Annotated in this window: 17 protein-coding genes; 13 read left to right on the top strand and 4 right to left on the bottom strand. The window is 63.5% G+C overall.

The window, feature by feature from the left end; all coding sequences use genetic code 11:
• Positions 1–13: 13 nt before the first annotated feature.
• Positions 14–1,855, bottom strand: coding sequence for a PHA/PHB synthase family protein (locus SPO_RS00560; RefSeq protein WP_011045885.1), 1,842 nt, complete (start codon positions 1,853–1,855; stop codon positions 14–16).
• A gap of 187 nt (positions 1,856–2,042) precedes the next feature.
• Here SPO_RS00560 and SPO_RS00555 point away from each other — a divergent pair, with 187 nt between their 5' ends.
• From SPO_RS00555 to SPO_RS00530, 7 genes are all read left to right on the top strand, one after another.
• Positions 2,043–3,107 (top strand): HlyD family secretion protein, encoded by a 1,065-nt coding sequence (locus tag SPO_RS00555; protein WP_011045884.1) that lies wholly within the window; start codon positions 2,043–2,045, stop codon positions 3,105–3,107.
• The gene (rbbA, locus tag SPO_RS00550) at positions 3,104–5,830 is read left to right on the top strand and encodes a ribosome-associated ATPase/putative transporter RbbA (protein WP_011045883.1); all 2,727 of its coding nucleotides are present in this window, start codon (positions 3,104–3,106) and stop codon (positions 5,828–5,830) included. Before SPO_RS00555 ends, rbbA begins: the two co-directional genes overlap by 4 nt.
• 1 nt (position 5,831) lies before the next feature.
• Positions 5,832–6,959 carry an ABC transporter permease gene (locus SPO_RS00545; protein WP_011045882.1) on the top strand — a complete coding sequence of 376 codons (1,128 nt, stop codon included), beginning with the start codon at positions 5,832–5,834 and terminating at the stop codon, positions 6,957–6,959.
• A 186-nt stretch (positions 6,960–7,145) separates the two neighbouring features.
• Positions 7,146–7,418 carry an integrase core domain-containing protein gene (locus SPO_RS23475; RefSeq protein ID WP_011045881.1) on the top strand — a complete coding sequence of 91 codons (273 nt, stop codon included), beginning with the start codon at positions 7,146–7,148 and terminating at the stop codon, positions 7,416–7,418.
• A gap of 396 nt (positions 7,419–7,814) precedes the next feature.
• A complete protein-coding gene (gene recQ, locus SPO_RS00540; RefSeq protein WP_011045880.1) occupies positions 7,815–9,854 on the top strand; it encodes a DNA helicase RecQ in 2,040 nt (679 codons plus the stop codon).
• A 33-nt stretch (positions 9,855–9,887) separates the two neighbouring features.
• Positions 9,888–10,658, top strand: a complete 771-nt coding sequence (gene yaaA / locus SPO_RS00535; protein ID WP_011045879.1) for a peroxide stress protein YaaA — start codon at positions 9,888–9,890, stop codon at positions 10,656–10,658.
• Between the two features lie 61 nt (positions 10,659–10,719).
• Positions 10,720–11,979: a flavin-dependent oxidoreductase gene (locus SPO_RS00530; protein ID WP_011045878.1), complete on the top strand. Its 1,260-nt coding sequence runs from the start codon at positions 10,720–10,722 to the stop codon at positions 11,977–11,979.
• Here SPO_RS00530 and glpK read toward each other — a convergent pair.
• The 3 genes from glpK to panB form a co-directional block, all read right to left on the bottom strand.
• Positions 11,976–13,454: a glycerol kinase GlpK gene (glpK, locus tag SPO_RS00525; protein ID WP_011045877.1), complete on the bottom strand. Its 1,479-nt coding sequence runs from the start codon at positions 13,452–13,454 to the stop codon at positions 11,976–11,978. The two genes, SPO_RS00530 and glpK, sit on opposite strands and share 4 nt — an antisense overlap.
• Positions 13,455–13,524: 70 nt before the next feature.
• Positions 13,525–14,382 (bottom strand): pantoate--beta-alanine ligase, encoded by an 858-nt coding sequence (gene panC / locus SPO_RS00520; RefSeq protein WP_011045876.1) that lies wholly within the window; start codon positions 14,380–14,382, stop codon positions 13,525–13,527.
• The gene (panB, locus tag SPO_RS00515) at positions 14,379–15,218 is read right to left on the bottom strand and encodes a 3-methyl-2-oxobutanoate hydroxymethyltransferase (protein WP_011045875.1); all 840 of its coding nucleotides are present in this window, start codon (positions 15,216–15,218) and stop codon (positions 14,379–14,381) included. Before panB ends, panC begins: the two co-directional genes overlap by 4 nt.
• A 170-nt stretch (positions 15,219–15,388) precedes the next feature.
• On the opposite strand from panB, the gene SPO_RS00510 reads away from it, so the two are divergent.
• The 6 genes from SPO_RS00510 (at position 15,389) to SPO_RS00485 (ending at position 23,172) form a co-directional block, all read left to right on the top strand.
• Entirely contained in the window at positions 15,389–16,876 is a 1,488-nt protein-coding gene (locus SPO_RS00510; protein WP_011045874.1) for an ABC transporter substrate-binding protein, read from the top strand.
• Between the two features lie 108 nt (positions 16,877–16,984).
• Positions 16,985–17,932, top strand: a complete 948-nt coding sequence (locus SPO_RS00505) for an ABC transporter permease (protein WP_011045873.1) — start codon at positions 16,985–16,987, stop codon at positions 17,930–17,932.
• Positions 17,929–18,744 (top strand): ABC transporter permease, encoded by an 816-nt coding sequence (locus SPO_RS00500; RefSeq protein WP_011045872.1) that lies wholly within the window; start codon positions 17,929–17,931, stop codon positions 18,742–18,744. The genes SPO_RS00505 and SPO_RS00500 overlap by 4 nt, the downstream gene beginning before the upstream one ends.
• The gene (locus tag SPO_RS00495; RefSeq protein ID WP_011045871.1) at positions 18,741–20,339 is read left to right on the top strand and encodes an ABC transporter ATP-binding protein; all 1,599 of its coding nucleotides are present in this window, start codon (positions 18,741–18,743) and stop codon (positions 20,337–20,339) included. Before SPO_RS00500 ends, SPO_RS00495 begins: the two co-directional genes overlap by 4 nt.
• 464 nt (positions 20,340–20,803) lie before the next feature.
• Entirely contained in the window at positions 20,804–22,255 is a 1,452-nt protein-coding gene (locus tag SPO_RS00490; RefSeq protein WP_011045870.1) for an aldehyde dehydrogenase family protein, read from the top strand.
• A gap of 26 nt (positions 22,256–22,281) precedes the next feature.
• Positions 22,282–23,172 (top strand): DMT family transporter, encoded by an 891-nt coding sequence (locus SPO_RS00485; protein WP_230981756.1) that lies wholly within the window; start codon positions 22,282–22,284, stop codon positions 23,170–23,172.
• The last annotated feature ends 4 nt before the right edge of the window (positions 23,173–23,176 follow it).

Below are 23,176 nucleotides of genomic sequence, written 5' to 3'. Positions count from 1 at the left end.
GTGCGGCACGCGCCTATTTCTGGTGAACGTACGTCCCCGGCGCGTCGGTCAAGGCGTTGCCCATGGCGGGCGGGGGGACAGGCTTGCCTGACCGTTCCCCAAGCCAGGACATCCATTCCAGCCACCACGAGCCATCCTTCTTCGGTGTTTGTGCGGCCCATGTCTCGGGATCGACATAGCGATCACCATGCCGCGCGGTGGCAATCTGATAGCTGCGGTTCCTGTGTCCCGGTTCGGACACGATACCGGCGTTGTGCCCGCCGCTGGTCAGAACGAAGGTCAGGTCGGTATCGAGATAGAGATGCATCTTGTAGACCGATGGCCAGGGTGCCACGTGGTCCTTGACCGTGCCGACGGAAAACACCGGAACCCGGATGTCAGTCACCGAAATCGGACGTCCCTCGACAACGAACGCCCCTTCGGTCAGTTCGTTGTTCAGGTAGAGCGACCGAAGGTATTCCGAATGCATCCGGTATGGCATCCGCGTGCCATCCGCGTTCCAGGCCAGAAGGTCGAACATCGCCGGTTCGTCGCCCATCAGGTAGCTATGGAGACTCCGCGACCAGACCAGATCGGCGGATCCGATCATCTGGAAGGCTCCGGACATCTGGGTGGTATCGAGGTATCCGTGATCCCACATCATGTCTTCAAGGAATGTAAGCTGGCTTTCGTTGATGAACAGCTGCAGTTCGCCTGGCTCGGTGAAGTCGATTTGCGAGGCAAGATAGCTGAGTGATGCGAACGGATCGCCGCCGTCGCGGCCCATGGTTGCGGCGGAAATTGAAAGCAACGTGCCACCGAGGCAATACCCGACGCCGTGGATTTTTTGATCCGGCACAATGCCCTGCACCGCGCCGATTGCATCCACGACGCCCATCTTTCGGTAGTCGTCCAGCCCCAGATCGCGATCCTCGGCGCTCGGGTTGCGCCACGAGATCATGAAGACCGTATAGCCTTGGTCGACCAGGAACTTCACCATCGAGTTTTCCGGCGAAAGATCGAGGATGTAGTACTTCATGATCCACGCCGGCACGATCAGGATCGGTTCCGGCCTGACGGTGTCCGTGGTTGGCGTGTACTGTATGAGTTCGATCAGATGGTTGCGATAGACCACTTTGCCGGGTGTCACGGCAACTTCCTGACCGGGCCGGAATGCTTTGGCCCCGGCGGGGGGCTTGCCGCTTTGCAGTCGATCCAGATCGTCGAGCCAGTTCTGAAAGCCGCGGAGCAGGTTCAACCCGCCTTCCTTCAGGGTTCTTTCCTGCACTTCCGGATTGGTCAGAAGATAGTTCGACGGTGAAAACATATCGAGGATTTGCCGGGTTGCGAATTCCATGACGTTTTCGTGCTGTCTGGTTACACCGCGCACGCCTGTTGTCGCGTTGTACCACCATTGCTGATTGAGCAGGAAAGACTGGTAGATCAGGTTGTAAGGCCATTTCTGCCAGGCGTCGCTGCGGAACCGCCGGTCTTGCGGCAATGGCTCGATGCACGGAGCGGTGTCATTGCTGTTAACAGAGCAGGTCGCCGCATGGCGTGAAAGCCGCAGCCATTTCCGATACGCGTTTTCCGACAGTTCGATCTGCTTGCCGGGTGATGTCGCCAGATGCACGATCCAGTCCAGATAGGCACCAGCAAGCGCCGCGGGCGACAGGCCCTTTGTAACTCTCGCCATTCGGGCTTTCAGCGCGCGGTCCAGAAACTCAGGCAACCCGGTATCCGGATATGGCTTACTTCCAGTTTTCTGTTTTGGCGAATCCAGCGAAATTGGTGGAGTAAGAGGCTTTCCGCCCGACCCAGTCTTGGCGCCGAGTTCACGGGGCGTATTGACGGCTTTCAGTCTCGCTTGGCCCATCGCTTGGGCTCCTTCTGAATGGTTCGCGCCTGTCTAGCGTTTCCCGTTAAACGATCATTGATTTCGATCAAATCGCCAAAGTTGAAGCGGCGTTAGACGCTAGACTGTTCGTTTCAAGGTAGGCACGAGATCCCGCCGACGCATCCGACGGTTTGGCATACCGGCCATACGAATTCTGCGCAGCAGCATGTGTTTACGCGGCACTGCAGCGAAACTAAGTTCAGGAAGCCTTGGTGATTTAGCGGGCACCGAGATGAGGAGAAGACCAATGCAATGGAAACGCTATGGCACAGTTGCTGTCATCCTCAGCGTGCTTTTGGGCGGCGCATACGTATTCTGGTTGGACAGCCAAACCGCAGAGCTCCCGGCTGGCATCGTCAGGTCGAACGGGCGGATCGAGGCAGAGCGTATCGATGTGGCGACTAAGCTTCCGGGGCGTATCGCCGAGGTGCGCGTTTCCGAGGGCCAGTGGGTCGAGGCAGGAAGCCTGGTGGCGCATATGGATACTGCCGAGATCGACGCCCAGTTGCGCCAAGCCAAGGCCGCCGTCGCCCAGGCAGAGCAGCAGAAACTGCAAACCGAGGCCCTGCTGAACCAACGCCTGTCCGAACAGGAATTCGCGCAGGCGGAATTTGCCCGCGCCGAGCAACTTGCCGCAAGGGGGCACGCGCCACAGGAACTGGTCGATCAAAGAAAATCCGCCCTGACAACCGCAGATGCCGGAGTGGCCGCCGCCCGAGCAGGCATCGATCTTGCAACTGCTACGATCGCCTCGGCAGACGCAACAGTTGAACGACTGCAAAGCATCCGGGCCGATGCAGATCTGGTGGCTCCGCACGATGGGCGAGTTCAATACATCCTCGCCAAGGCAGGAGAAGTTGTCGGCGCCGGTGGCAGGGTCGTGACGCTGACCGATCTGACCGACATCTACATGACGATCTTTCTTCCCGCGCGCGACGCCGGTCTGCTGGCCATCGGTTCCGAGGCGCGGATTGTCCTGGATCCGATCCCAGAATACGTGATCCCGGCAACCGTCACGTTTGTCGCCAGCACAGCCCAATTCACCCCGAAATCGGTCGAGACGGCGGATGAGCGCGATCAGTTGATGTTTCGCGTCAAGCTGACAATCCCCGAGGACCTGCTGAAGGCATATCAGGAACAGGCCAAAGCGGGTGTTGCCGGAGTGGGCTATGTCCGCACCGACGACACTGCCCCCTGGCCCGACGTGCTGTCGGTGAAGCTGCCGCAATGACGCCCGCACCTGTCGCCAGCCTGTCTGCGGTTACCCACCGCTATGGCTCCACGTTGGCCCTGTCCGACGTCACGCTGGATATCCCGGCGGGCTGCATGGCAGGGCTGATCGGCCCAGACGGGGTCGGGAAATCCACCTTGCTGGCGTTGATCGCCGGCGTGCGCAAACTGCAAGCCGGCGGCGCGATCGTGCTGGGCGGCGATATCACCGACCGCCACCACCTCAGGGCGTGCAACCATCGCATCGCCTACATGCCGCAGGGTCTTGGCCGGAACCTTTACCCGACGCTCTCGGTCTATGAAAACCTGGACTTTTTCGGCAGACTCTTTGGCCAGTCGGAAGCCGAACGCCGCGCCCGCATCAACAATCTTCTGACCGCCACCGGGCTTGATCCGTTCCCGGACCGGCCCGCAGGCAAGCTGTCCGGCGGGATGAAGCAGAAACTCTCGCTCTGCTCGGCACTGATCCACGATCCAGACCTGGTGATCCTTGACGAACCGACCACTGGGGTCGATCCGCTGTCACGCCAGCAGTTCTGGGATCTGATCGACCATATCCGCGAAGAACGCCCGGCGATGAGCGTAATCGTGGCCACCGCATACATGGAAGAGGCGGAGCGCTTTGACTGGCTTGCCGCGATGAATGCGGGACAGGTGATCTCGACGGGATCGCCGATCGAGATCCGGAACGCTGCCGGGCAACCGACACTGGAAAAGGCCTTCATTGCCATGCTGCCCGAGGCGGACCGGCAAGGCCACCGCATAGACGAAGTACCACCGCGCAGACCTGTCATCGGCCCACCTGCCATCGAGGCGAAAGGCCTGACCTGCCGTTTCGGCGATTTCATCGCGGTCGATCATGTCGAATTCCAGATCGAGCCGGGCGAGATCTTCGGATTCCTCGGCTCGAACGGCTGCGGCAAGACCACCACCATGAAGATGCTGACCGGGCTACAGAAGGCCAGCGAAGGCAAGGCGCTTCTGTTCGGAGAGGCGCTGAATCCGGACGACATGGCGACCCGACGGCAGGTCGGCTACATGTCGCAGTCCTTTTCCCTCTATGGTGAATTGACCGTCCGCCAGAACCTTGAGCTTCATGCGCGGCTCTACCAGTTGCCGATCGAGACCCGCGCAGAGCGGGTCGCACAGATGCTGCATGATTTCGATCTGGCCGAGGAGGCGGACAAACGGCCGGACGGCCTGCCGCTGGGCATCCGTCAACGTCTGCAACTTGCCGTCGCGGTGATCCACTCCCCGGAGGTTCTGATCCTGGACGAGCCGACCTCGGGCGTCGATCCAGTCGCACGGGACGGGTTCTGGCGACACCTGATCAAGCTGTCGCGCGACGACGGCGTGACGATCTTCGTCTCGACCCATTTCATGAACGAAGCGGCGCGATGCGACCGCATCTCATTGATGCACGCGGGAAAGGTTTTGGCGGTGGGAACGCCCGAAGACCTGGCGCGAAGCAAAGATACGGATGACCTCGAAGAAGCATTTGTCGGATATCTGCGCGAGGCGGCAGGCAATACCGATGGCAGGGCGTCCGAGACACCTGCGGCAAAATTGCCGGACAGGCTGGAAAAACCTGATCGCCTCTTCGATTTGGCCCGGCTTTGGGCCTTTGCGCGCCGCGAGTCGATCGAGATATTGCGGGACCCGATGCGCCTTGCCTTTGCGTTTCTGGGTCCGGTCATCTTGATGCTCACTTTCGGTTATGGAATTTCATTCGATGTGCAGGAACTGCCCTATGCGGTTCTCGATCGTGACAAGAGCGCAGAAAGCCGGAACCTCATGCAGAGCTTCTCCGGCTCGCGCTACTTCGTTGAAAGGCCGGCTGCGGGCAGTGTGACCGAGCTTGATATTCGCATGAGAAGCTCCGAACTTGTCATCGCTGTCGAGGTGCCGCCGGGGTTTGGAAAATCCCTGCTGCGCGGTGATCAACCAGAAGTCCGCGTTGCCGTTGACGGAGCTATGCCATTCCGGGCGGAAACGACACGCGGCTATCTGCAGGGGCTCGCGGCATCCTACATGTCCGATCAGACTGAACGGCTTTATGGCCATGCCTTCGACCCGTCGGCAGCCTCGGTTGAAACCCGGTTTCGCTACAATCAGGCGTTCAAGAGCGTCTTTGCGCTGATCCCTTCGGTTATCATGCTGATGCTGGTTCTGATCCCCGCAATGATGGCGGCGATGGGGGTCGTGCGGGAAAAGGAAACCGGTTCGATCGCCAATTTCCGCTCGACGCCGGTGACGCGAACCGAGTTCATTCTGGGCAAGCAGCTGCCGTATGTCGCGATTGCCATGCTCAGCTTTGCCTCGCTGATCATCGTTTCCTATGGCGTCTTCGGTGTATTGATCAAAGGCTCTGTCCTAGCGCTCCTTGTCGGCACATTGCTTTACGTGCTGGCGACAACGGGCTTTGGTGTGTTGGTCTCGACATTTACCCGCACGCAGGTTGCGGCAACCTTTGCCGCCGCGGTAATTTCGATCATTCCGGCTGTCAACTTCTCGGGCCTTCTGGTGCCGGTGTCCTCGCTTTCGGGTGGCGGCCGTCTGATCGGTCTGTCCTTCCCATCGTCCTGGTATCAGCAGATCAGTATGGGCACCTTCACCAAAGGCCTCGGATTCCCCGAACTCTGGCTCAACCACGTCGCTCTGGCGGGCTTTGCGGCCTTGTTCATTGCGGTGTCGGTCCTTGCCTTGAACAAGCAGGAGACATGACATGTGGCAATGGCTTACCAATGTCTTCCGGCTTGGCCTCAAGGAACTCAACAGCCTGCGTGCCGATCCCGTGCTTATTCTGCTGATCGTCTATGTGTTCAGCTTCGCCGTCTATTCGGTTGCGACCGGTGCCAAGCTTGAGGTCTCGAACGCCTCTGTCGCCTATGTGGACCAGGACCGTTCGGCACTGACGGGGCGCATTTTGGGCGCGATCCTTCCACCCGAATTCAATCCGCCACAGGAAATCTCGGCCGGTGAGATTGAAAGCGTGATGAACAGCGGCAAGTTCGTGTTTGTCCTGTCATTTCCACCCAGTTTCGAGGCGGATGTGCTGAGCGGCCACAAACCTCAGATACAGCTCAACGTGGATGCCACCGCAATGGCACAGGCCGGTAACGGTTCGGTGTTCCTTCAGCAGATCATCCTCGCTGAAGTCGCCAAGTTCGTTTCCGGCGACGACATCACAACCACTCGGCTGATCGACCTGGTCGTCAGGACAAAGTTCAATCCGAACCTGAATTCCATCTGGTTTTCATCCGTGATGCAGATCATCAACAACATCACCATCCTGTCTGTACTTTTGACCGGCGCCGCGCTGATCCGCGAGCGCGAACATGGCACGATCGAACATTTGCTGGTGATGCCGGTCACCCCGTCCGAGATCATGGTTGCCAAGATATGGGCCAACGGCCTTGTGATCGTTGTCGCCGCCATCCTGTCGCTCTGGATCGTCGTGCAGACCGTGTTGGCGGTTCCGATCGCGGGTTCGATCCCGCTCTTCGTATGCGGGGCGGTGCTTTACCTTGCCTCGGTCACGGGGCTCGGTATCCTGCTGGCCACCTTCACCACGTCGATGCCGCAATTCGGTCTGTTGTCGCTCCCGGTTCTCGTGATCATGAATTTGCTGTCCGGCAGTACGACGCCGATGGAAAGCATGCCGGTCTGGCTTCAGAACGTCATGCAGTTGTCACCGTCGACACATTTCGTGTCGTTTTCTCAAGCCATTCTCTATCGCGATGCCGGACTGGATATCGTCTGGCCCGACATGGTGGTCATGGTCGCGCTCAGCGCGGTCTTTTTCTTCATCGCGCTCAAGCGATTCAGGGTGACCATGGCCACAGTTCGCTAAACCCACCTGACTGATCCAGAGAACAAGGTCCGGTGAAAGGTAATGCCTTGAAAACACTGACTCAGATCGTACTTGTCGCTTTGGTAACTGCAGTCGCCGGCTGAAGAGGTCCCAGAAAACTGGACAGTCAGCTAAGGTGTATCCCGAACCTTCGAGGGGATACGAGAATGGCAAAGCTCCGGAGTTTTGCAGATCAGTAAAAGGCCAAGGTGGCGGTGGCAGCGCTGCGGGGCGACAAGACCGTGCAGGAGACACCTCGACAACATCGTCATCGAACGACTCTGGCGCAGCCTGAAGCAGGAGGCGATCTATCTCGAAGAAATCACTGACAGCTTCCAGGTCCGACGCATCAGCAAGGGCTGGATGGCTTTCTACAACACCCGCCCCCATTCCGCGCTTGATCGGCAGACACCGGACGACGCATATCGGCCAGGCTTGAACGAGCGAAACGCAGCATGACATCTAAACACGATACACCTTAGCAAAGCTGCAAACCTGTCCCAAAAGATGGGACCACTTCAGCTACGCGATCCTTGCCCAACCCATCCTTGCTGCAGCAAGCATGAATGACCGGTTTTTCAGCCGCACAGCAGCGTCCTTTGCCAAGCACTAGCCCCGATCTTCATACTGCATGCGCACGCAGCGCAAAAAGTGAACTCACAGGATGGGCTCTCTCGTCGAATCCGCCGTACAAAAGACAAACGACTGCTCTGCTGAAAATCGTATGACCAAAACAACACGACAGATGTTTTCGAACAGAAGAAGACGGGCGCCGGCGCTATTGTTTCCGACGCCTGCGCACGTGTAAGGTGGCGCCAAAGAGCAGAGCGTACAATCAGGACAGGCCACCCCCAGATGTTCGACGCCGCACCGCTGTTGCGAGATGTGTTTGGATTCGACGCCTTCCGCCCCGGGCAGGAGGAGATCGCGCAGGCCGTGGCCGAGGGCGAGAACGTGCTGGCGATCATGCCGACGGGGGGCGGCAAGTCGCTGTGTTTCCAACTGCCGGCGCTGATGCGCGAGGGGGTGACGGTGGTGATCTCGCCGCTGATCGCCCTGATGCGCGACCAGGTGCGCAGCCTGCAAGAGGCGGGTGTCGAGGCGGGGGCGCTGACCTCGGGCAACACACCCGAGGAGACCGAGGCGGTCTGGCAGGCGCTGGAGGCGGGGCGGCTGAAGCTGCTTTACATGGCCCCCGAACGGCTCGCATCGGGCGCGGCGATGGGGATGCTGCGGCGGATCGGGGTCAGCCTGATCGCGGTGGACGAGGCTCATTGCGTCAGCCAGTGGGGCCATGATTTTCGCCCCGATTACCTGCGTATCGGCGAGCTGCGCAGGGCGCTGGGCGTGCCGCTGGCCGCCTTTACCGCCACGGCGGATGCCGAGACCCAGGCCGAGATCGTTGCGAAACTGTTCGATGGCGAGGAACCGCGCAGTTTCCTGCGCGGGTTCGACCGGCCCAATATCCACCTGGCCTTTGCCGCCAAGGACAGCCCGCGCCGCCAGATCCTGGATTTCGCGGGCGCCCGGCGCGGCCAGTCGGGCATCGTCTATTGCGGCACCCGGGCCAAGACCGAGACGCTGGCGCAGGCCCTGCGCGAGGACGGCCACAGCGCCTGTCACTATCACGGCGGCATGGAGGCCGAGGACCGCCGCATCGTCGAGACCCGCTTTGCCCGCGAGGACGGGCTGATCGTGGTGGCGACGGTGGCCTTTGGCATGGGTATCGACAAGCCCGATATCCGCTGGGTCGCCCATGCCGATCTGCCGAAATCCATCGAGGCCTATTATCAGGAGATCGGCCGTGCGGGCCGTGATGGCGGGCCGGCCGAGACACTGACCCTGTTCGGCCCCGACGACATCCGCCTGCGCCGCAGCCAGATCGACGAAGGCCTGGCCCCGCCCGAGCGCCGCGCCGCCGATCATGCCCGGTTGAACGCGCTTCTGGGTCTGGCCGAGGCGATGACCTGCCGTCGACAGACCCTGCTGGGTTATTTTGGCGAGACCGAGATCACCTGCGGCAAATGCGATCTGTGCGACAGCCCGGCGGAACGGTTCGATGGCACAACCGCAGTGCGCATGGCCTTGTCGGCGATGCTGCGGACCGAGGAATGGTTCGGCGCGACCCATCTGATCGACATCCTGCTGGGCAACCAGACCGACAAGATCCGCGACCGCCGCCATGACCAGTTGCCCACCTATGGGGTCGGCACCGAATGGAACCGCGCCCAGTGGCAGGCGATCTTTCGTCAGATGATGGGCCGCGACCTGGTGCGCCCAGATCCCGAACGCCACGGCGCGCTGCGGATGACCGAGGCGGCGCTGCCGATCCTGCGCGGCGAGGCCGGGATCGAGTTGCGCAAGGATACGGTGAGCAAGGCGGCGCGGCGTCCGGCGGTCAAGGCCATGGTCAATGACGAGGACGCGCCGCTGCTGTCCGCGCTCAAGGCCAAGCGCCGGGCGCTGGCCGAGGCGGCACGGGTCCCGGCCTATGTGATCTTTCCCGACCGCACCTTGATCGAAATGGCCGAGAAGCGCCCCGCATCGCTGGACCAGATGGCCCGCATCGGCGGCATCGGCGCAAAGAAGTTGGAGCGTTACGGCGCCATGTTTCTGGAGGTGGTGAGCGGTGCTGCCGAGATGCTGCACCCCGCCCGCCGCAAGCTGGCCGGGCGGCAGACCGGCAACATCTATGACCGGCTGTTGGCTGTGCAGGCCGATCTGGCGCGCGGCCCTGACGGCATCGACAAACCGCTCAGCTGTTCGGCGTCGCAACTGGCCAAGGTGGCGCAAATGCGCCCCGACGATCGGAGCGGACTTGAGGCGCTGTTGGGTGATCGACGCTGGGAACGTTTTGGTGAGGCCTTTCTGGACGTGCTGGGCCAGACGACCTAGATACCCACGAAACCAAGGACGAAGGGGCAGGATATGCTGGTGGTGATCTCTCCGGCCAAGCGGCTGGATTGGGCAGAGCGCGACGTCGCGACGACCGAGCCCGCCTTTCAGGACGATGCGGTGCGGCTGGCCAAGACCGCGCGCAACCTGACGCTCGGCGATCTCAAGAAACTGATGGGGCTGAGCGACGATCTGGCCCGGCTCAACCGCGACCGGTTCCGCGAATTCGCCGATGCGCCGGGCGCGGATGTGACCCGCCCTGCCGCGCTGGCCTTTGCCGGTGACACCTATCAGGGGCTCGAGGCGGCCTCGCTCGACTCCGAGGAAATGGACTGGGCGCAGCAGCACCTGCGCATCCTGTCGGGGCTTTACGGCGTGTTGCGTCCGCTGGATGCGATCCAGGCCTATCGTCTGGAAATGGGCAGCCGGTTGAAGACCCGGCGAGGGACCTCTCTCTATGACTATTGGGGTGACCAGCTGTCCCGGACGCTGAACGCTCAGGCCGATGAAATCGGCACGGATGTGCTGGTCAACTGCGCTAGCCAGGAATACTTTGGCGCCGTCGACCCCAAGGCGCTGAAACTGCGGGTGATCACGCCCGTGTTCATGGAGGACAAGGGCGGCGCGCCCAAGATCGTCAGCTTTTTCGCCAAGAAGGCGCGCGGGGCGATGGCCCGTTACATCGTGCAACGCCGTCTGACCGATCCACAGGCGCTGAGCGAGTTCGACAGCGGCGGATACCAGTACAACGCTGACCTGTCCGCACCCGACAAGCCAGTGTTCCTGCGCCCCTATCAAGGCTGATTTCCTCTCGACCTCATGCCCGGCGCCGGGCAGTCTGGCGTCAAGAGAGAGGGAGACTTTCATGACCGTTCTGATTGCCGGTGCAGGTATCGCGGGGCTCAGCCTGGGGCTGACGCTGCACCAGATCGGGGTGCCGTTCCGCATCTACGAGGCAACGGCGGTGCTGCGCCCGATGGGGGTGGGGATCAACCTGCAACCCAATGCGGTGCGCGAGTTGCTGGATCTAGGGCTGGAAGCGGAACTGGACCGGATCGGGGTGCGGACGCGCCAACTGGGGTTCTACTCAAAACTCGGCAAGACCATCTGGGAAGAGCCGCGCGGCATCTGGGCCGGTTATGCCTGGCCGCAGTACTCGGTGCATCGCGGCGCCTTGCAGATGATGCTGTACGAGGCGCTGATCGCCCGCGCCGGGGCAGATTGCGTGGTGACCGGTGCACGCGCTGCCGGGTTCGAAACCGGGCCAGAGAGTGCGACCTTGATCCTGAGCGATGGGCGCCGGGTCGAGGGGCGGTTGCTGATCGCCGCCGACGGTATCCATTCGGCACTCAGGGCTCAGATGTACCCGAACGAGGGCGAACCGATCTGGAACGGGCGCGTGCTGTGGCGCGCCACCACCCGGGCACCCGCCTATTTCGGTGGCGGCGCCATGGCGATGATCGGCCATGACGACCTGCGGCTGGTGTCTTATCCGATTTCGGAGCCGGACGGCGACGGCATGGTCGAAATGAACTGGATCGCCGAGAAACGCTTTCCCCTCGATGCCGCGTGGAAGAAAGAGGATTGGAACCGCGCCGCCGATATCGGTGATTTCCTGCCCGATTTCGCCGACTGGCGGTTCGACTGGATCGACGTTCCCGCGCTGATCCAAGGGGCCGAGGTGGTCTATGAATACCCGATGGTCGACCGCGACCCCCTGCCCCGCTGGACGGGCGGGTCGGTGACCCTGATGGGCGATGCGGCGCATCCCACCTATCCGGTGGGATCGAACGGGGCCAGTCAGGCGATTCTGGATGCGCGCATCATTGGTGCCCGGCTGCTGGAGCATGGGATAACACCCAGGGCGCTGGCGGCCTATGAGGCCGAGGTCCGCCCGGTGACCACCGCCGTTGGCCAGGCCAATCGTGCGGGCGGCGGGCCGGACGGGGTGCTGCAACGGGTCGAGGATCTGTGCGGCGGCGATTTCGACGATATTGACACCGTGATCCCCCACGCCGAACTGGCCGCGCATGCGGCCAGGTACAAATCCATCGCCGGGTTCTCGATAGAAGAGCTGAATGCGCGCCCCCGTACCATCGCCGAAGGCGCGCGGATACCAGCCTAGACCATCATCGCCGCCGCCACTGCCGCTTTCCAGCGGCGATAGGCGGCTTCGCGGTCGCCCTCGACCATCTTGGGGGTGAACCGGGCATCTAGCGCCCAGGTCGCGGCAAAGCCTGCCTGATCGGGGTAAACCCCTGCCCGCATCCCGGCCAGCCAGGCCGCGCCCAGCGCCGTGGTCTCCTGCATCACCGGGCGGTCCACCGGCGCGCCCAGACGATCGGCCAGGCCCTGCATCGCCCAGTCGGACGCGCTCATACCGCCATCGACACGCAGGATCACATCCGCATCCGCACCCCAATCGCCCTGCATCGCCTCCCACAGATCGCGGGTCTGATAGGCCACGCTTTCCAGCGCCGCCTTGCAGAACTCGGCCGGACCGGAGTTGCGCGTCAGCCCGAACATTGCGCCCCGGCAATCGGGCTTCCAATAGGGGGCGCCCAGACCGGTAAAGGCGGGCACCAGGATGACATTCTGGGCCGGATCGGCGCGAGCCGCCAACGCGCCGCTTTGCGCCGCGTTCTCGATGATACCCAGCCCGTCGCGCAGCCACTGCACCGCCGCCCCGGCAATGAAGATCGAGCCTTCCAGCGCATAGGTCCGCTGGCCGTCCAGCTGATAGGCGATGGTCGTCAGCAGCCGGTTCTGCGAGGCGACCGGCTGTGTCCCGGTATTGAGCAGCGCAAAACAACCGGTGCCATAGGTGGATTTCATCATGCCGGGCTGGAAACAGGCCTGCCCGATGGTGGCCGCCTGCTGGTCGCCGGCAACGCCCAGGATCGGCACCTGCCCGCCAAACAGATCCGTCGTGCCGAAATCGGCAGCGCAGTCGCGCACCTCGGGCAGCATCGACATCGGCACGTCAAGAAGCTCGCAGATGTCCTTGCTCCATTCCCCCTGATGGATATCGAACATCAGCGTGCGCGCGGCGTTGGTCGCATCACTCGCATGAACCCGGCCACCGGTCAGCCGCCAGATCAAAAACGAATCGATGGTGCCGAACAGCAGCTCGCCCGCCGCCGCGCGATCCCGCGCGCCCGGCACGGTGTCGAGGATCCATTTCACCTTGGTGCCCGAGAAATACGGGTCCAGCAGCAGACCGGTCTGGGCGGTAAAGTCATCCTCGCACCCCGCATGGCGCAGCCGCTCACAAATCGCAGCGGTGCGCCGGTCCTGCCAGACGATGGCGCGATGCACGGGCGCACCGCCGGCCTTGTCCCAGACCACGGTGGTTTCCCGCTGGTTGGTGATGCCGATCCCGGCGATCTGTTCGGGCCCGATCCCCTGCCCGGCGATCACCTCGCGGCAGACCTCGACCGTCGTTTGCCAGATCTCTTCGGCGTCGTGTTCCACCCAGCCCGCTTCGGGGAAATGCTGGGTGAATTCACGCTGCGCGGTCGCCACCCGCCGCATCTCGCCATCGAACAGGATCGCCCGGCTCGAAGTGGTGCCCTGGTCGATCGCCAGAATAAAGGTCATTCTCTGCCCCCTGTCATCGTCTCTTGACCCGGGACTGTAGCCGCATTTCCGGCGTGTCAGGAAGCCCCTACTAATCGTTTAGTTGGGAAACCGCGATATTGTCGATCAGCCGAACCCCGTCGAGCCAGGCCGCCACCAACAGGCGCGCGGGTTCGGTGGGACGGTCGAGTGCGCGCAGGCTGTCCGCCGCGCGCAGATCGAAGTACTCGATATCGACAAAACCGGCGGCGCCCAGCGCCTCGCGCGCCCCGGGCGCCAGATCACCAAAAGAGGCGCCAGCCGCCAGCCGCTCGGCCACCTGCCGCATGACGGGATGCAGCCGACCGGCCCGCTCCAGCCCCTCAGCCGACAGCCGCATGTTGCGCGACGACATCGCAAGGCCCGAGGCCTCGCGCACCGTGGGGCACCCCACCACGGTGATCGGGATATCCAGATCCTGCGCCATGCGGGTCACCAGCATCATCTGCTGATAGTCCTTTTCGCCGAAATAGGCCTGATCGGCCCCGGTTTGCAGGAACAGTTTGGCCACCACGGTTGCCACGCCGTCGAAATGACCAGGGCGGCACGCGCCCTCCATCACGTCGGTCAGGCCCGAGACCGAAACGGTGGTCGCAAACCCCTCGGGATAGATCTGGTCAGGATCGGGCACATAGATCGCATCGACCCCATAGGGCGCCAGCTTGGACGCGTCGGCCAGTTCGGTGCGGGGATACTTGGCCAGATCTTCGGGGTTGTTGAACTGTTTCGGGTTGACGAAAATGGTCACCACCACTCGGTCGCAGCCCGCCTTGGCCGCCGCGACCAGCGACAGGTGCCCGTCATGCAGCGCGCCCATCGTGGGCACCACGCCGATGCTCTCGCCCGCGCGCTTCCAGCCGGCGGTGGCGGCGCGCAGATCGGCCAGCTTGCGCAGGATCGGCGCGCTCATGCCTTGGCACCTTTGGCCGGGGCCTGATCGCCAAACACATGTTCCGCCGCCGGAAAGCTGCGCGCGCGCACTTCGGCGGCGTATTCGGCAATCGCCGCCTCGGCCAGCGGACCCAGATCGGCGTACCGTTTGACGAATTTCGGTTTGAACGCGGTGAAAAAGCCCAGCATGTCATCAACCACCAGGATCTGCCCGTCGCACCCGGCAGAGGCCCCGATGCCAATGGTCGGAATCGCAACCTCGGCAGTGATCCGGTCGGCCAGCGTCGCAGGCACCTTCTCGAGCACGACCGAAAAAGCGCCCGCATCGGCCACCGCGCGGGCATCGGCCAGCACCGCCTGGGCCTGATCGTCGCGGCCCTGCACCTTGTATCCGCCCAGCGTGTTGATCGACTGCGGCGTCAGCCCGATATGGGCCATCACCGGAATGCCGCGCTTGACCAGAAAGCGGATGGTCTCGGCCATCTCGACCCCGCCTTCCAGCTTGACCGCACCAGCGCCGGTCTCGGCCATCAGCCGGGCGGCATTGCGGAACGCCTGCGCCGGACCCTCCTCGTAGCTGGCGAATGGCATGTCGATCACCAGCATCGCGCGGTCCAGCCCGCGCGCCACCGCCTGACCGTGCAGGATCATCATCTCCATCGTCACACCCAGGGTGGAATTCAGCCCGTGCAGCACCATGCCGACGCTGTCGCCCACCAGCACGAAATCGCAATGCCCATCCATCAGCCGCGCCATCGGCGTGGTATAGGCGGTCAGGCTGACCAGCGGCACCCCGCCCTTGCGCGCGCGGATATCCTGCGCATTGGGGGCAGTCTTGCGGGCAGTCGCACTCATTTCCAGTCCTCCGGGGAAAATGTTGCATTGCAGCATATGCATTTCGCGCTCGCAGAGAAAGCCCGGTTGCGCCAACAATTCCTTGATTGCCCCGGGATTTACGGAAACAGTGAGGCGAGCCGTGGCGGGATCACGATCCCGTCAGACGAAACCGAACGGGGAGAGTTGGAATGAAACGGTTTGTAAAACAAGGGGTTGTCTCTGGCCTTGCGCTAAGCGCCGCGCTCTTCGCCGGGGCCGCCTGGGCCAAGGATGACATTACCATCGCGATGCAGCTGGAGCCGCCGCATCTGGACCCGACCAGCGCCGCCGCGCAGGCCATCGACTCGGTGGTCTATGTCAACATCTTCGAGGGGCTGACCCGCTTCATGGGCGATGGCTCGATCGTGCCTGCCCTGGCCGAAAGCTGGGAAATCTCGGGCGATGGCACCGTCTATACCTTCAGGCTGCACGCGGGCGTGACCTTCCATGACGGCTCGGCCATGGATGCCGAGGACGTCAAGTTCAGCCTGGATCGCGCCCGCGCCGAAGACAGCGCCAACGCGCAAAAGGCACTGTTCGCCGGGATCGACAGCGTCGATGTGGTCGATCCGCTGACCGTCAAGGTGACCCTGAAAGAGCCCAACGGCAATTTCCTGTTCAACATGGCCTGGGGTGACGCGGTGATCGTGGCGCCCGAGAGCATCGAGAACATCAAGACCGCGCCGGTGGGCACCGGCCCCTACACGCTGGGCGAATGGGTGCAAGGCGACAAGATCGTGCTGAACCGCAACACCGGTTACTGGGGTGACCAGCCAGCGCTCGCGCAAGCGACGTTCAAGTTCATCTCGGACCCCACAGCCGCCTTCGCCGCAATGATGGCCGAGGATGTGGACGTGTTCACCGGCTTCCCCGCGCCCGAGAACCTGCCGCAATTCGAGGCGGACCCGCGGTTCCAGGTGCTGGTCGGGTCGACCGAGGGGGAAACGATCCTGTCGACCAACAACAAGCAGGCGCCCTTTGACAACGTCAAGGTACGCCAGGCGATGGCGCATGCCATCGACCGTCAGGCCATCATCGATGGCGCCATGTTCGGATACGGCACGCCGATCGGCACCCATTTCGCACCGCACAACCCGGCTTATGTCGATCTGACCGGCACCTCTGCCCATGATCCCGACAAGGCCAAGGCACTGCTGGCCGAGGCCGGGTTGCCGAACGGGTTCGAGACCACGCTGCACCTGCCGCCCCCCTCTTATGCGCGGCGCGGCGGCGAGATCATCGCGGCCCAGTTGGCCGAGGTCGGCATCAAGGCCGAGATCATCAATGTCGAATGGGCGCAGTGGCTGGAAACCGTGTTCAAGGGCAAGGATTTCGGGCTGACCATCGTCAGCCATACCGAGCCGATGGATATCGGCATCTACGCCCGTCCCGAATATTACTTCCAGTATGACAACGCGACCTTCCAGGAGCTGATGGGCACGCTGAACTCCACCACCGACCCGGACAAGCGAACCGAGCTGATGCAACAGGCGCAGCGGATCATCTCCGAAGATTACGTGAACGGTTACCTGTTCCAGCTGGCGGCGCTGAGCGTGGCCAAGGCCGGCGTGCAGGGCCTGTGGGTCAACGCCCCCACGGCCGCCAACGACCTTTCGGCGATCAGCTGGTCCGAATAGGGCGCGGGACCATTTTCTGACACAGAAAATGGTTCAGAAAATCTGCGATTTTCTGGCTCGCCGCTCCGGTGGCGGGCCTTTTTTCCGAATGGGTGGTATCGACCCGACATGCTCCGTTACAGCCTGAAACGCGCGCTCTCGCTTGCGATCAGCCTGGCCGTCGCCAGCCTGGTCATCTTTGCGGTGATCGAGATCGCTCCGGGGGATCCGGCCTCGTTCATGCTGGGGGTCAATGCGCAGCCCGATACGCTGGCCGCGCTGCGCACCGAGCTGGGTCTGGATCAGTCAAAGGCCGAACGTTATGTCAGCTGGGTCACCGGCATGCTGCGTGGCGATTTTGGCACCTCTTACACCTATCGCACCCCGGTTTCGCAGATGATCGCGGACCGGCTCTGGGTCTCGCTGCCGCTCGCGCTCTACGCGCTGGCACTGTCCACCGCCATCGCCCTGCCCGCCGGCATTTATGCCGCAGCCCGCCGGGGCAAACCCGGCGATCTGGCCGTGATGGGCGCGACCCAGCTGGGCGTCGCGGTGCCCAACTTCTGGTTCGCCATGATGCTGGTTCTGATCTTTGCCATCAACCTGCGCTGGTTCAATGCCGGCGGTTTTGCCGGCTGGGACAAGGGGCTGACCGCCGGTCTGCATTCGCTGACCCTGCCCGCCATCGCTCTGGCCCTGCCGCAGGCGGCGATCCTGGCGCGGGTGATGCGTTCGGCCCTGCTCGACATCCTGGGTGAGGATTTCATGCGCACCGCGCGGGCCAAGGGGCTCACCCGCCGTCAGGCGCTGTGGCGGCATGGGTTGCGCAATGCACTGATCCCGGTGCTGACCATCATCGGCCTGCAATTCTCGTTCCTGCTGGCGGGATCGATCATCATCGAGCAGGTGTTCTATCTGCCCGGCCTCGGGCGGCTGGTATTCCAGGCGATCTCGGCACGCGACCTGATCGTGGTGGAATCGGTCGTCATGCTGCTGGTCTTTGCGGTGATCGTGGTCAATTTCCTGGTCGATCTGGCCTATGCTCTCGTCGATCCGCGCCTGAGGACGCGGACATGAGCCGCAACCTGATCCTGGGCGCGGGCCTGTCCTCGCTGGTGGTGCTGGCCGCGCTCATCTCTTTCATCTGGACTCCCTACGACCATGCCGCGCTGAACATCCCGGCCAAGCTGCAAACCCCGAATGCGCGGCACTGGTTCGGCACCGACCATTTCGGGCGCGACATGTTTTCCATGATCATGGTCGGCGCGCGCACCTCGATCGCGGTGGCCCTGCTGGCGGTGGGTATCGGCATGAGCCTGGGCGTGCCGCTGGGCTTGGCGGCCGCGGCGCGCAAGGGATCGTGGCTGGACGAGTTGATCATGCGCGGCAACGATCTGGTCTTTGCGTTCCCCTCGCTGGTGATCGCCATCCTGATCACCGCCGTCTTTGGCGCTGGCGCCGTCAACGCCATCATCGCCATCGGCATCTTCAACATCCCGGTCTTTGCCCGCATCACCCGTGGCGCCGCGCTCAGCCTGTGGGAGCGCGAATTCATCCTGGCGGCGCGCGTCGCGGGCAAGGGGGCAGCGCGCATCTCGGCCGAACATATCCTGCCAAACGTGGCGAACCTGCTAATCGTGCAGGGCACCATCCAGTTCTCGCTGGGCATCCTGGCCGAGGCGGGGCTGAGTTATGTCGGCCTTGGCGCGCAGCCGCCGACGCCCAGCTGGGGCCGGATGCTGGCGGACGCGCAGACCATGGTCAGTTTCGCCCCCCATCTGGCGCTGATCCCCGGACTGGCGATCATCCTGACGGTGCTGGGTCTGAACCTGATGGGCGACGGGCTGCGCGACTGGCTCGATCCCCGGCTCAGGGTGGCGCGCACATGAGCCTGTTGCAGATCACCGACCTGTCGCTGTCGATCCATGCCTATGACATCCTCAAGCGCGTCTCACTGACCATCGACGCGGGCGAGATCGTGGCCGTCACCGGCGAGAGCGGCTCGGGCAAGTCGATGACGGCGCTGGCCGTGATGCAGCTGTTGCCCGGCGGAGCGCGAGCCAGCGGCTCGATCCGGCTGGACGGACAAGAGATTCTGACCCTGCCCGAGGCAGAAATGTGCGCCCTGCGCGGCGCGGCGGTCGGGATGGTGTTTCAGGAACCGATGACCGCACTGAACCCGGTCAAGACCATCGGCGATCAGGTGATGGAAACGATCCTGATCCACAAAGCGATGACGCCCATCAGGGCGGAAGAGCGCGCGCGCGAAGTGCTGACCCGTGTCGGCCTGCCGCCTGACCGGTTCCCGCTTTCGCGCTATCCGCATGAACTCAGCGGCGGCCAGCGCCAGCGCGTGGTCATCGCCATGGCCATCGCACTGCGCCCGAAACTGCTGATCGCGGACGAGCCGACAACCGCGCTCGACGTCACCACGCAGGCGCAGATCCTCGACCTGCTCAAGGGGCTGGTGCAGGAATACGGCATGGGCATGCTGATGATCACCCATGACCTGGCCGTTGTTGCCGACATGGCCGACCATATCACCGTCATGCGCCATGGCGAGGTGGTCGAGGCCGCCCCGACCCAGCGCCTGCTGACCGGTATGAGTCATCCCTATACGAAGATGCTGTTCGCCGCCTCGGATCACCGCGTGACCCTGCCCGCGCCACCGCCACCGGCACCGCTGCTGGAGGTGTCGGAGGTGGTGCGCGACTATGCCCTGCCGCGCACCCGGCTGTTTGCGCACCCGGGGCATCACCGCGCCGTGGATCATGTCAGCTTTGCCCTGAACCGGGGCGAGCGGCTGGGGCTGGTCGGCGAATCCGGCTGTGGCAAATCCACCCTGACACGCGCCATCCTGGGGCTGGAGCCGGTACAGGGCGGCGAAATCCGTCTGGCGGGGCAACCGGTCTATGACGGCAAACGCGCCAATCCCGAAATCCGCCGCCGCATGCAGGTGGTGTTTCAGGATCCTTACGGCAGCTTCAACCCGCGCCACCGTGTCGACCGGCTGGTGACCGAACCGTTTCATCTGCTCGATGCGCCGCCAACCGGGTCGGACCGCAGCGACCGCATTGCCGAGATGCTGACCGCCGTCGGCCTGTCGCCCGACGATGCGGGAAAGTATATCCACGAGTTTTCCGGCGGTCAGCGCCAGCGCATCGCCATTGCCCGTGCGCTGATCATCCGGCCTCAGCTGATCCTGTTCGACGAGGCGGTCTCGGCGCTTGATGTCTCGGTCCGGGCGCAGATCCTTGACCTGCTGGCGCAGCTCTGCTCCGAATATGACCTGACCTATCTGTTCATCAGCCATGATCTGAGCGTGGTGCGCACGATCACCGACCGGGTGCTGGTGATGCAATCGGGCCGCATTGTCGAACAGGGCGAGACCGCACAGGTCTTCTCGGACCCCGCGCATCCCTATACCCGGGCCCTGATCGCCGCCGCGCCGCGTCTGCCCGAAACCGGGGCGCGGCGGGCATGACCCTGCACCTGACCGATATCCCCAAGGCCGAAGAACAGGCCCTCGCCGCCGCCCTGTCCCCCTATCTGGACGAGGTGGCGCCGGGCGCGGGCCTGCCCGCCGACCGGATCGCCGCCCGCTGGTGGCGACAAACCGGGCGCTGTCCCTATTGGATCACCGAGGCGGGCCGTCATGTGGGGTTTGCCCTGGTCATGCTGCACCCCGGCGGGCTGCGCGAACTGGCCGAGTTCACCATCTTTCCGGCCCATCGCGGCACTGGCCAGGGCCGCGCCGCCGTGCAACTGGTCCTTCAGCGTCACCCGGGCCCCTGGCGGCTGGGTGTCTCTGCCGGGGCACCGCGCGCGGCAGGGTTCTGGGACCAACTGCTGCCCGGTCTGCCTGGATTGCGCGACCTGAGCCGGGGCGCTGCGCTGACCCCACTGCAAAGCCACAGCTATTCCTTTGCCTTCGACAAGGAGACCGAAATGACCCTACCCCTCTGGTTCGATCCCACCCTCTGCCTGATCGGAGGCCGCTGGCAGGCCCCCCGGGGTGGCGATACCCTGCCGCTGATCAACCCGTCCGACGGGACCGAAATCTGCCGCATCGCCCGTGGCACCGCACCCGATATTGACACGGCGGTGACAGCCGCCGAGGCCGCGCTGGCCGGTGACTGGGGCCGGATGACCGCGACCGAGCGGGGCCGCATCCTGTCCCGTTTGGGCCAGTTGGTGCTGGAGCGGGTCGAGGATCTGGCAGTGATCGAGGCCTGGGATGTCGGCAAACCGCTGACCCAGGCCCGCGCCGATGCGGTGGCACTGGCGCGGTATTGCGAATTCTACGGCGGTGCCGCCGACAAGGTGATGGGCGAGACCATTCCCTATCTCGAGGGCTATACCGTCTATACCCTGCGCGAACCGCACGGGGTCACGGGACATATCGTGCCCTGGAACTATCCGATGCAGATCATCGGCCGTTCGGTCGGCGCGGCGCTGGCCATGGGCAATGCCTGCGTTCTGAAACCGGCCGAAGAGGCCTGTCTGACCGCGCTGGCCTTTGCCGATCTGGCGAAACAGGCGGGGCTGCCCGCAGGTGCACTGAACGTGGTGCCGGGGCTGGGGGCCGAGGCGGGCGCGGCACTGTCCGCTCATCCCGGCGTGCACCATATCTCGTTCACCGGATCGGTCGCCACTGGCGCGCTGGTGCAGCAGGCGGCGGGGCGCAATGTGGTGCCGGTCACGCTGGAACTGGGGGGCAAGTCGCCGCAGCTGGTGTTCGACGATGCCGATCTGGATACCGCGCTGCCGTTCCTGGTGAATGCGGGGTGCCAGAATGCCGGTCAGACCTGCTCGGCCTCTTCCCGCATTTTGGCCCAGCGCGGGGTCTATGAAGAGGTCAAGGCTCGCATGGCCGCATCCTATGCCGAACTGACGGTTGGCCCCGCGATGGAGGATCTGCGGGTGGGGCCGTTGATCTCGGCCCGGCAAAAGGAGATCGTGACCGGGTTTCTGGACAAGGGCGCCGACCTGACCATCGCGGCACAGGGCCGGATCGTGGACCACGCCCCCGAAACCGGGGCCTATGTGCGACCGACGCTGTTCGCCGATGTGCCCCCCGATCATGCGCTGGCCCGAGACGAGATTTTCGGCCCTGTACAGGTCCTGATCCCCTTTGACACCGAGGAAGAGGCGATCGCCATCGCCAATGGCACCGATTACGGTCTGGTCGCCAGCATCTGGACCCGCGACGGCGCGCGCCAGATGCGTCTGGCCAAGCGGTTGCGGGCCGGACAGGTCTTCGTCAACAATTACGGTGCCGGCGGCGGGGTCGAACTGCCCTTTGGCGGGGTCGGCAAATCCGGCCACGGACGCGAGAAAGGCTTCGAAGCGCTCTACGGTTTCTCGCAGCTCAAGACCGTCGCCGCGCGGCACGGCTGAGGATGAACGCGCGCAGCGGAGATAACGTGGTTCTTGCCATCCTTTTGTCGCTGCTGGCGCTGGTCCTGTTCGACATGATGGGGCTGATCATCAAATACCTGTCGCCGCGCTATGGTGCGGCAGAGCTGTCGGCCTATCGCAACTTCTTCGGCGTCTTTCCCAGCGTGATCGCACTGTGGTCCTCGCCCGGGTGGCATCGGGCGGGGCGGCCCTGGCGCATCCGGCAGTGGCGGCTGGGGCTGATGCGCGGGGTCTATGTGACCTTTGCCCAGTTCCTGTTCTACTATTCGCTGGGCAAGCTGGCCTTTGCCACCGCCTCGACCATCACCTATGCCAATGCGGTGTTCATGACCGCACTTGCGGTACCTCTGCTGGGCGAGCGGGTGGGGCTGATGCGCTGGGCGGCGGTGCTGCTCGGGTTTGCCGGGGTGCTTCTGGTGATGAAGCCGGGCAGTGACAGTTTCACGCCGGATGCGCTGGCGCCGCTGGGGGCCGCATTCCTCTATGCGCTGACCGGGGTGTCGGCGCGGCAGATGGACAGCGCGGTGCCAAGCGCGCTGATCAACCTCTATTCGGTTGTGGCCGCGCTGGTCGGGGCATTGGCGCTGGCATTGCTGAGCGGTGGGTTCACTCCGCTTGCTCAATGGTCCGACCTGGGATGGATTGCGGCAATGGGAGGGTTCGGAGGGACAGCGGTGCTGTGTCTGGTGGCCTCGTACCGGATGACCGAGCAGAGCAATCTGGCCCCCTTCAGCTATTTCGGCATTCCCATCGCCTTTGTCGCGGGCTGGCTGGTGTTTGACGAAACGCCCTGGGCCGACCTGTTTCCTGGGGCGTTCTTCATCGCGGGTGGTGGGCTCATGATCGTTTGGCGCGAAAGGATCAGATCGCGGGCGGGGCGCCGAATTTCAAACTGAAATT

This window comes from Ruegeria pomeroyi DSS-3, from assembly GCF_000011965.2.
Lineage (GTDB): Bacteria > Pseudomonadota > Alphaproteobacteria > Rhodobacterales > Rhodobacteraceae > Ruegeria_B > Ruegeria_B pomeroyi.
The sequence above is the reverse complement of the archived record's forward strand: the minus strand, read 5'-3'. Positions and strand labels throughout refer to the sequence as shown.

Coding starts and splice junctions, on each gene's coding strand:
- SPO_RS00505 (WP_011045873.1), top strand. CDS start 16,985: ATGCTCCGTTACAGCCTGAAACGCGCGCTCTCGCTTGCGATCAGCCTG.
- SPO_RS00500 (WP_011045872.1), top strand. CDS start 17,929: ATGAGCCGCAACCTGATCCTGGGCGCGGGCCTGTCCTCGCTGGTGGTG.
- SPO_RS00510 (WP_011045874.1), top strand. CDS start 15,389: ATGAAACGGTTTGTAAAACAAGGGGTTGTCTCTGGCCTTGCGCTAAGC.
- panC (WP_011045876.1), bottom strand. CDS start 14,382: ATGAGCGCGCCGATCCTGCGCAAGCTGGCCGATCTGCGCGCCGCCACC.
- SPO_RS00545 (WP_011045882.1), top strand. CDS start 5,832: ATGTGGCAATGGCTTACCAATGTCTTCCGGCTTGGCCTCAAGGAACTC.
- rbbA (WP_011045883.1), top strand. CDS start 3,104: ATGACGCCCGCACCTGTCGCCAGCCTGTCTGCGGTTACCCACCGCTAT.
- SPO_RS00530 (WP_011045878.1), top strand. CDS start 10,720: ATGACCGTTCTGATTGCCGGTGCAGGTATCGCGGGGCTCAGCCTGGGG.
- glpK (WP_011045877.1), bottom strand. CDS start 13,454: ATGACCTTTATTCTGGCGATCGACCAGGGCACCACTTCGAGCCGGGCG.
- panB (WP_011045875.1), bottom strand. CDS start 15,218: ATGAGTGCGACTGCCCGCAAGACTGCCCCCAATGCGCAGGATATCCGC.
- recQ (WP_011045880.1), top strand. CDS start 7,815: ATGTTCGACGCCGCACCGCTGTTGCGAGATGTGTTTGGATTCGACGCC.
- SPO_RS00560 (WP_011045885.1), bottom strand. CDS start 1,855: ATGGGCCAAGCGAGACTGAAAGCCGTCAATACGCCCCGTGAACTCGGC.
- SPO_RS00495 (WP_011045871.1), top strand. CDS start 18,741: ATGAGCCTGTTGCAGATCACCGACCTGTCGCTGTCGATCCATGCCTAT.
- SPO_RS00490 (WP_011045870.1), top strand. CDS start 20,804: ATGACCCTACCCCTCTGGTTCGATCCCACCCTCTGCCTGATCGGAGGC.
- yaaA (WP_011045879.1), top strand. CDS start 9,888: ATGCTGGTGGTGATCTCTCCGGCCAAGCGGCTGGATTGGGCAGAGCGC.
- SPO_RS00555 (WP_011045884.1), top strand. CDS start 2,043: ATGTGTTTACGCGGCACTGCAGCGAAACTAAGTTCAGGAAGCCTTGGT.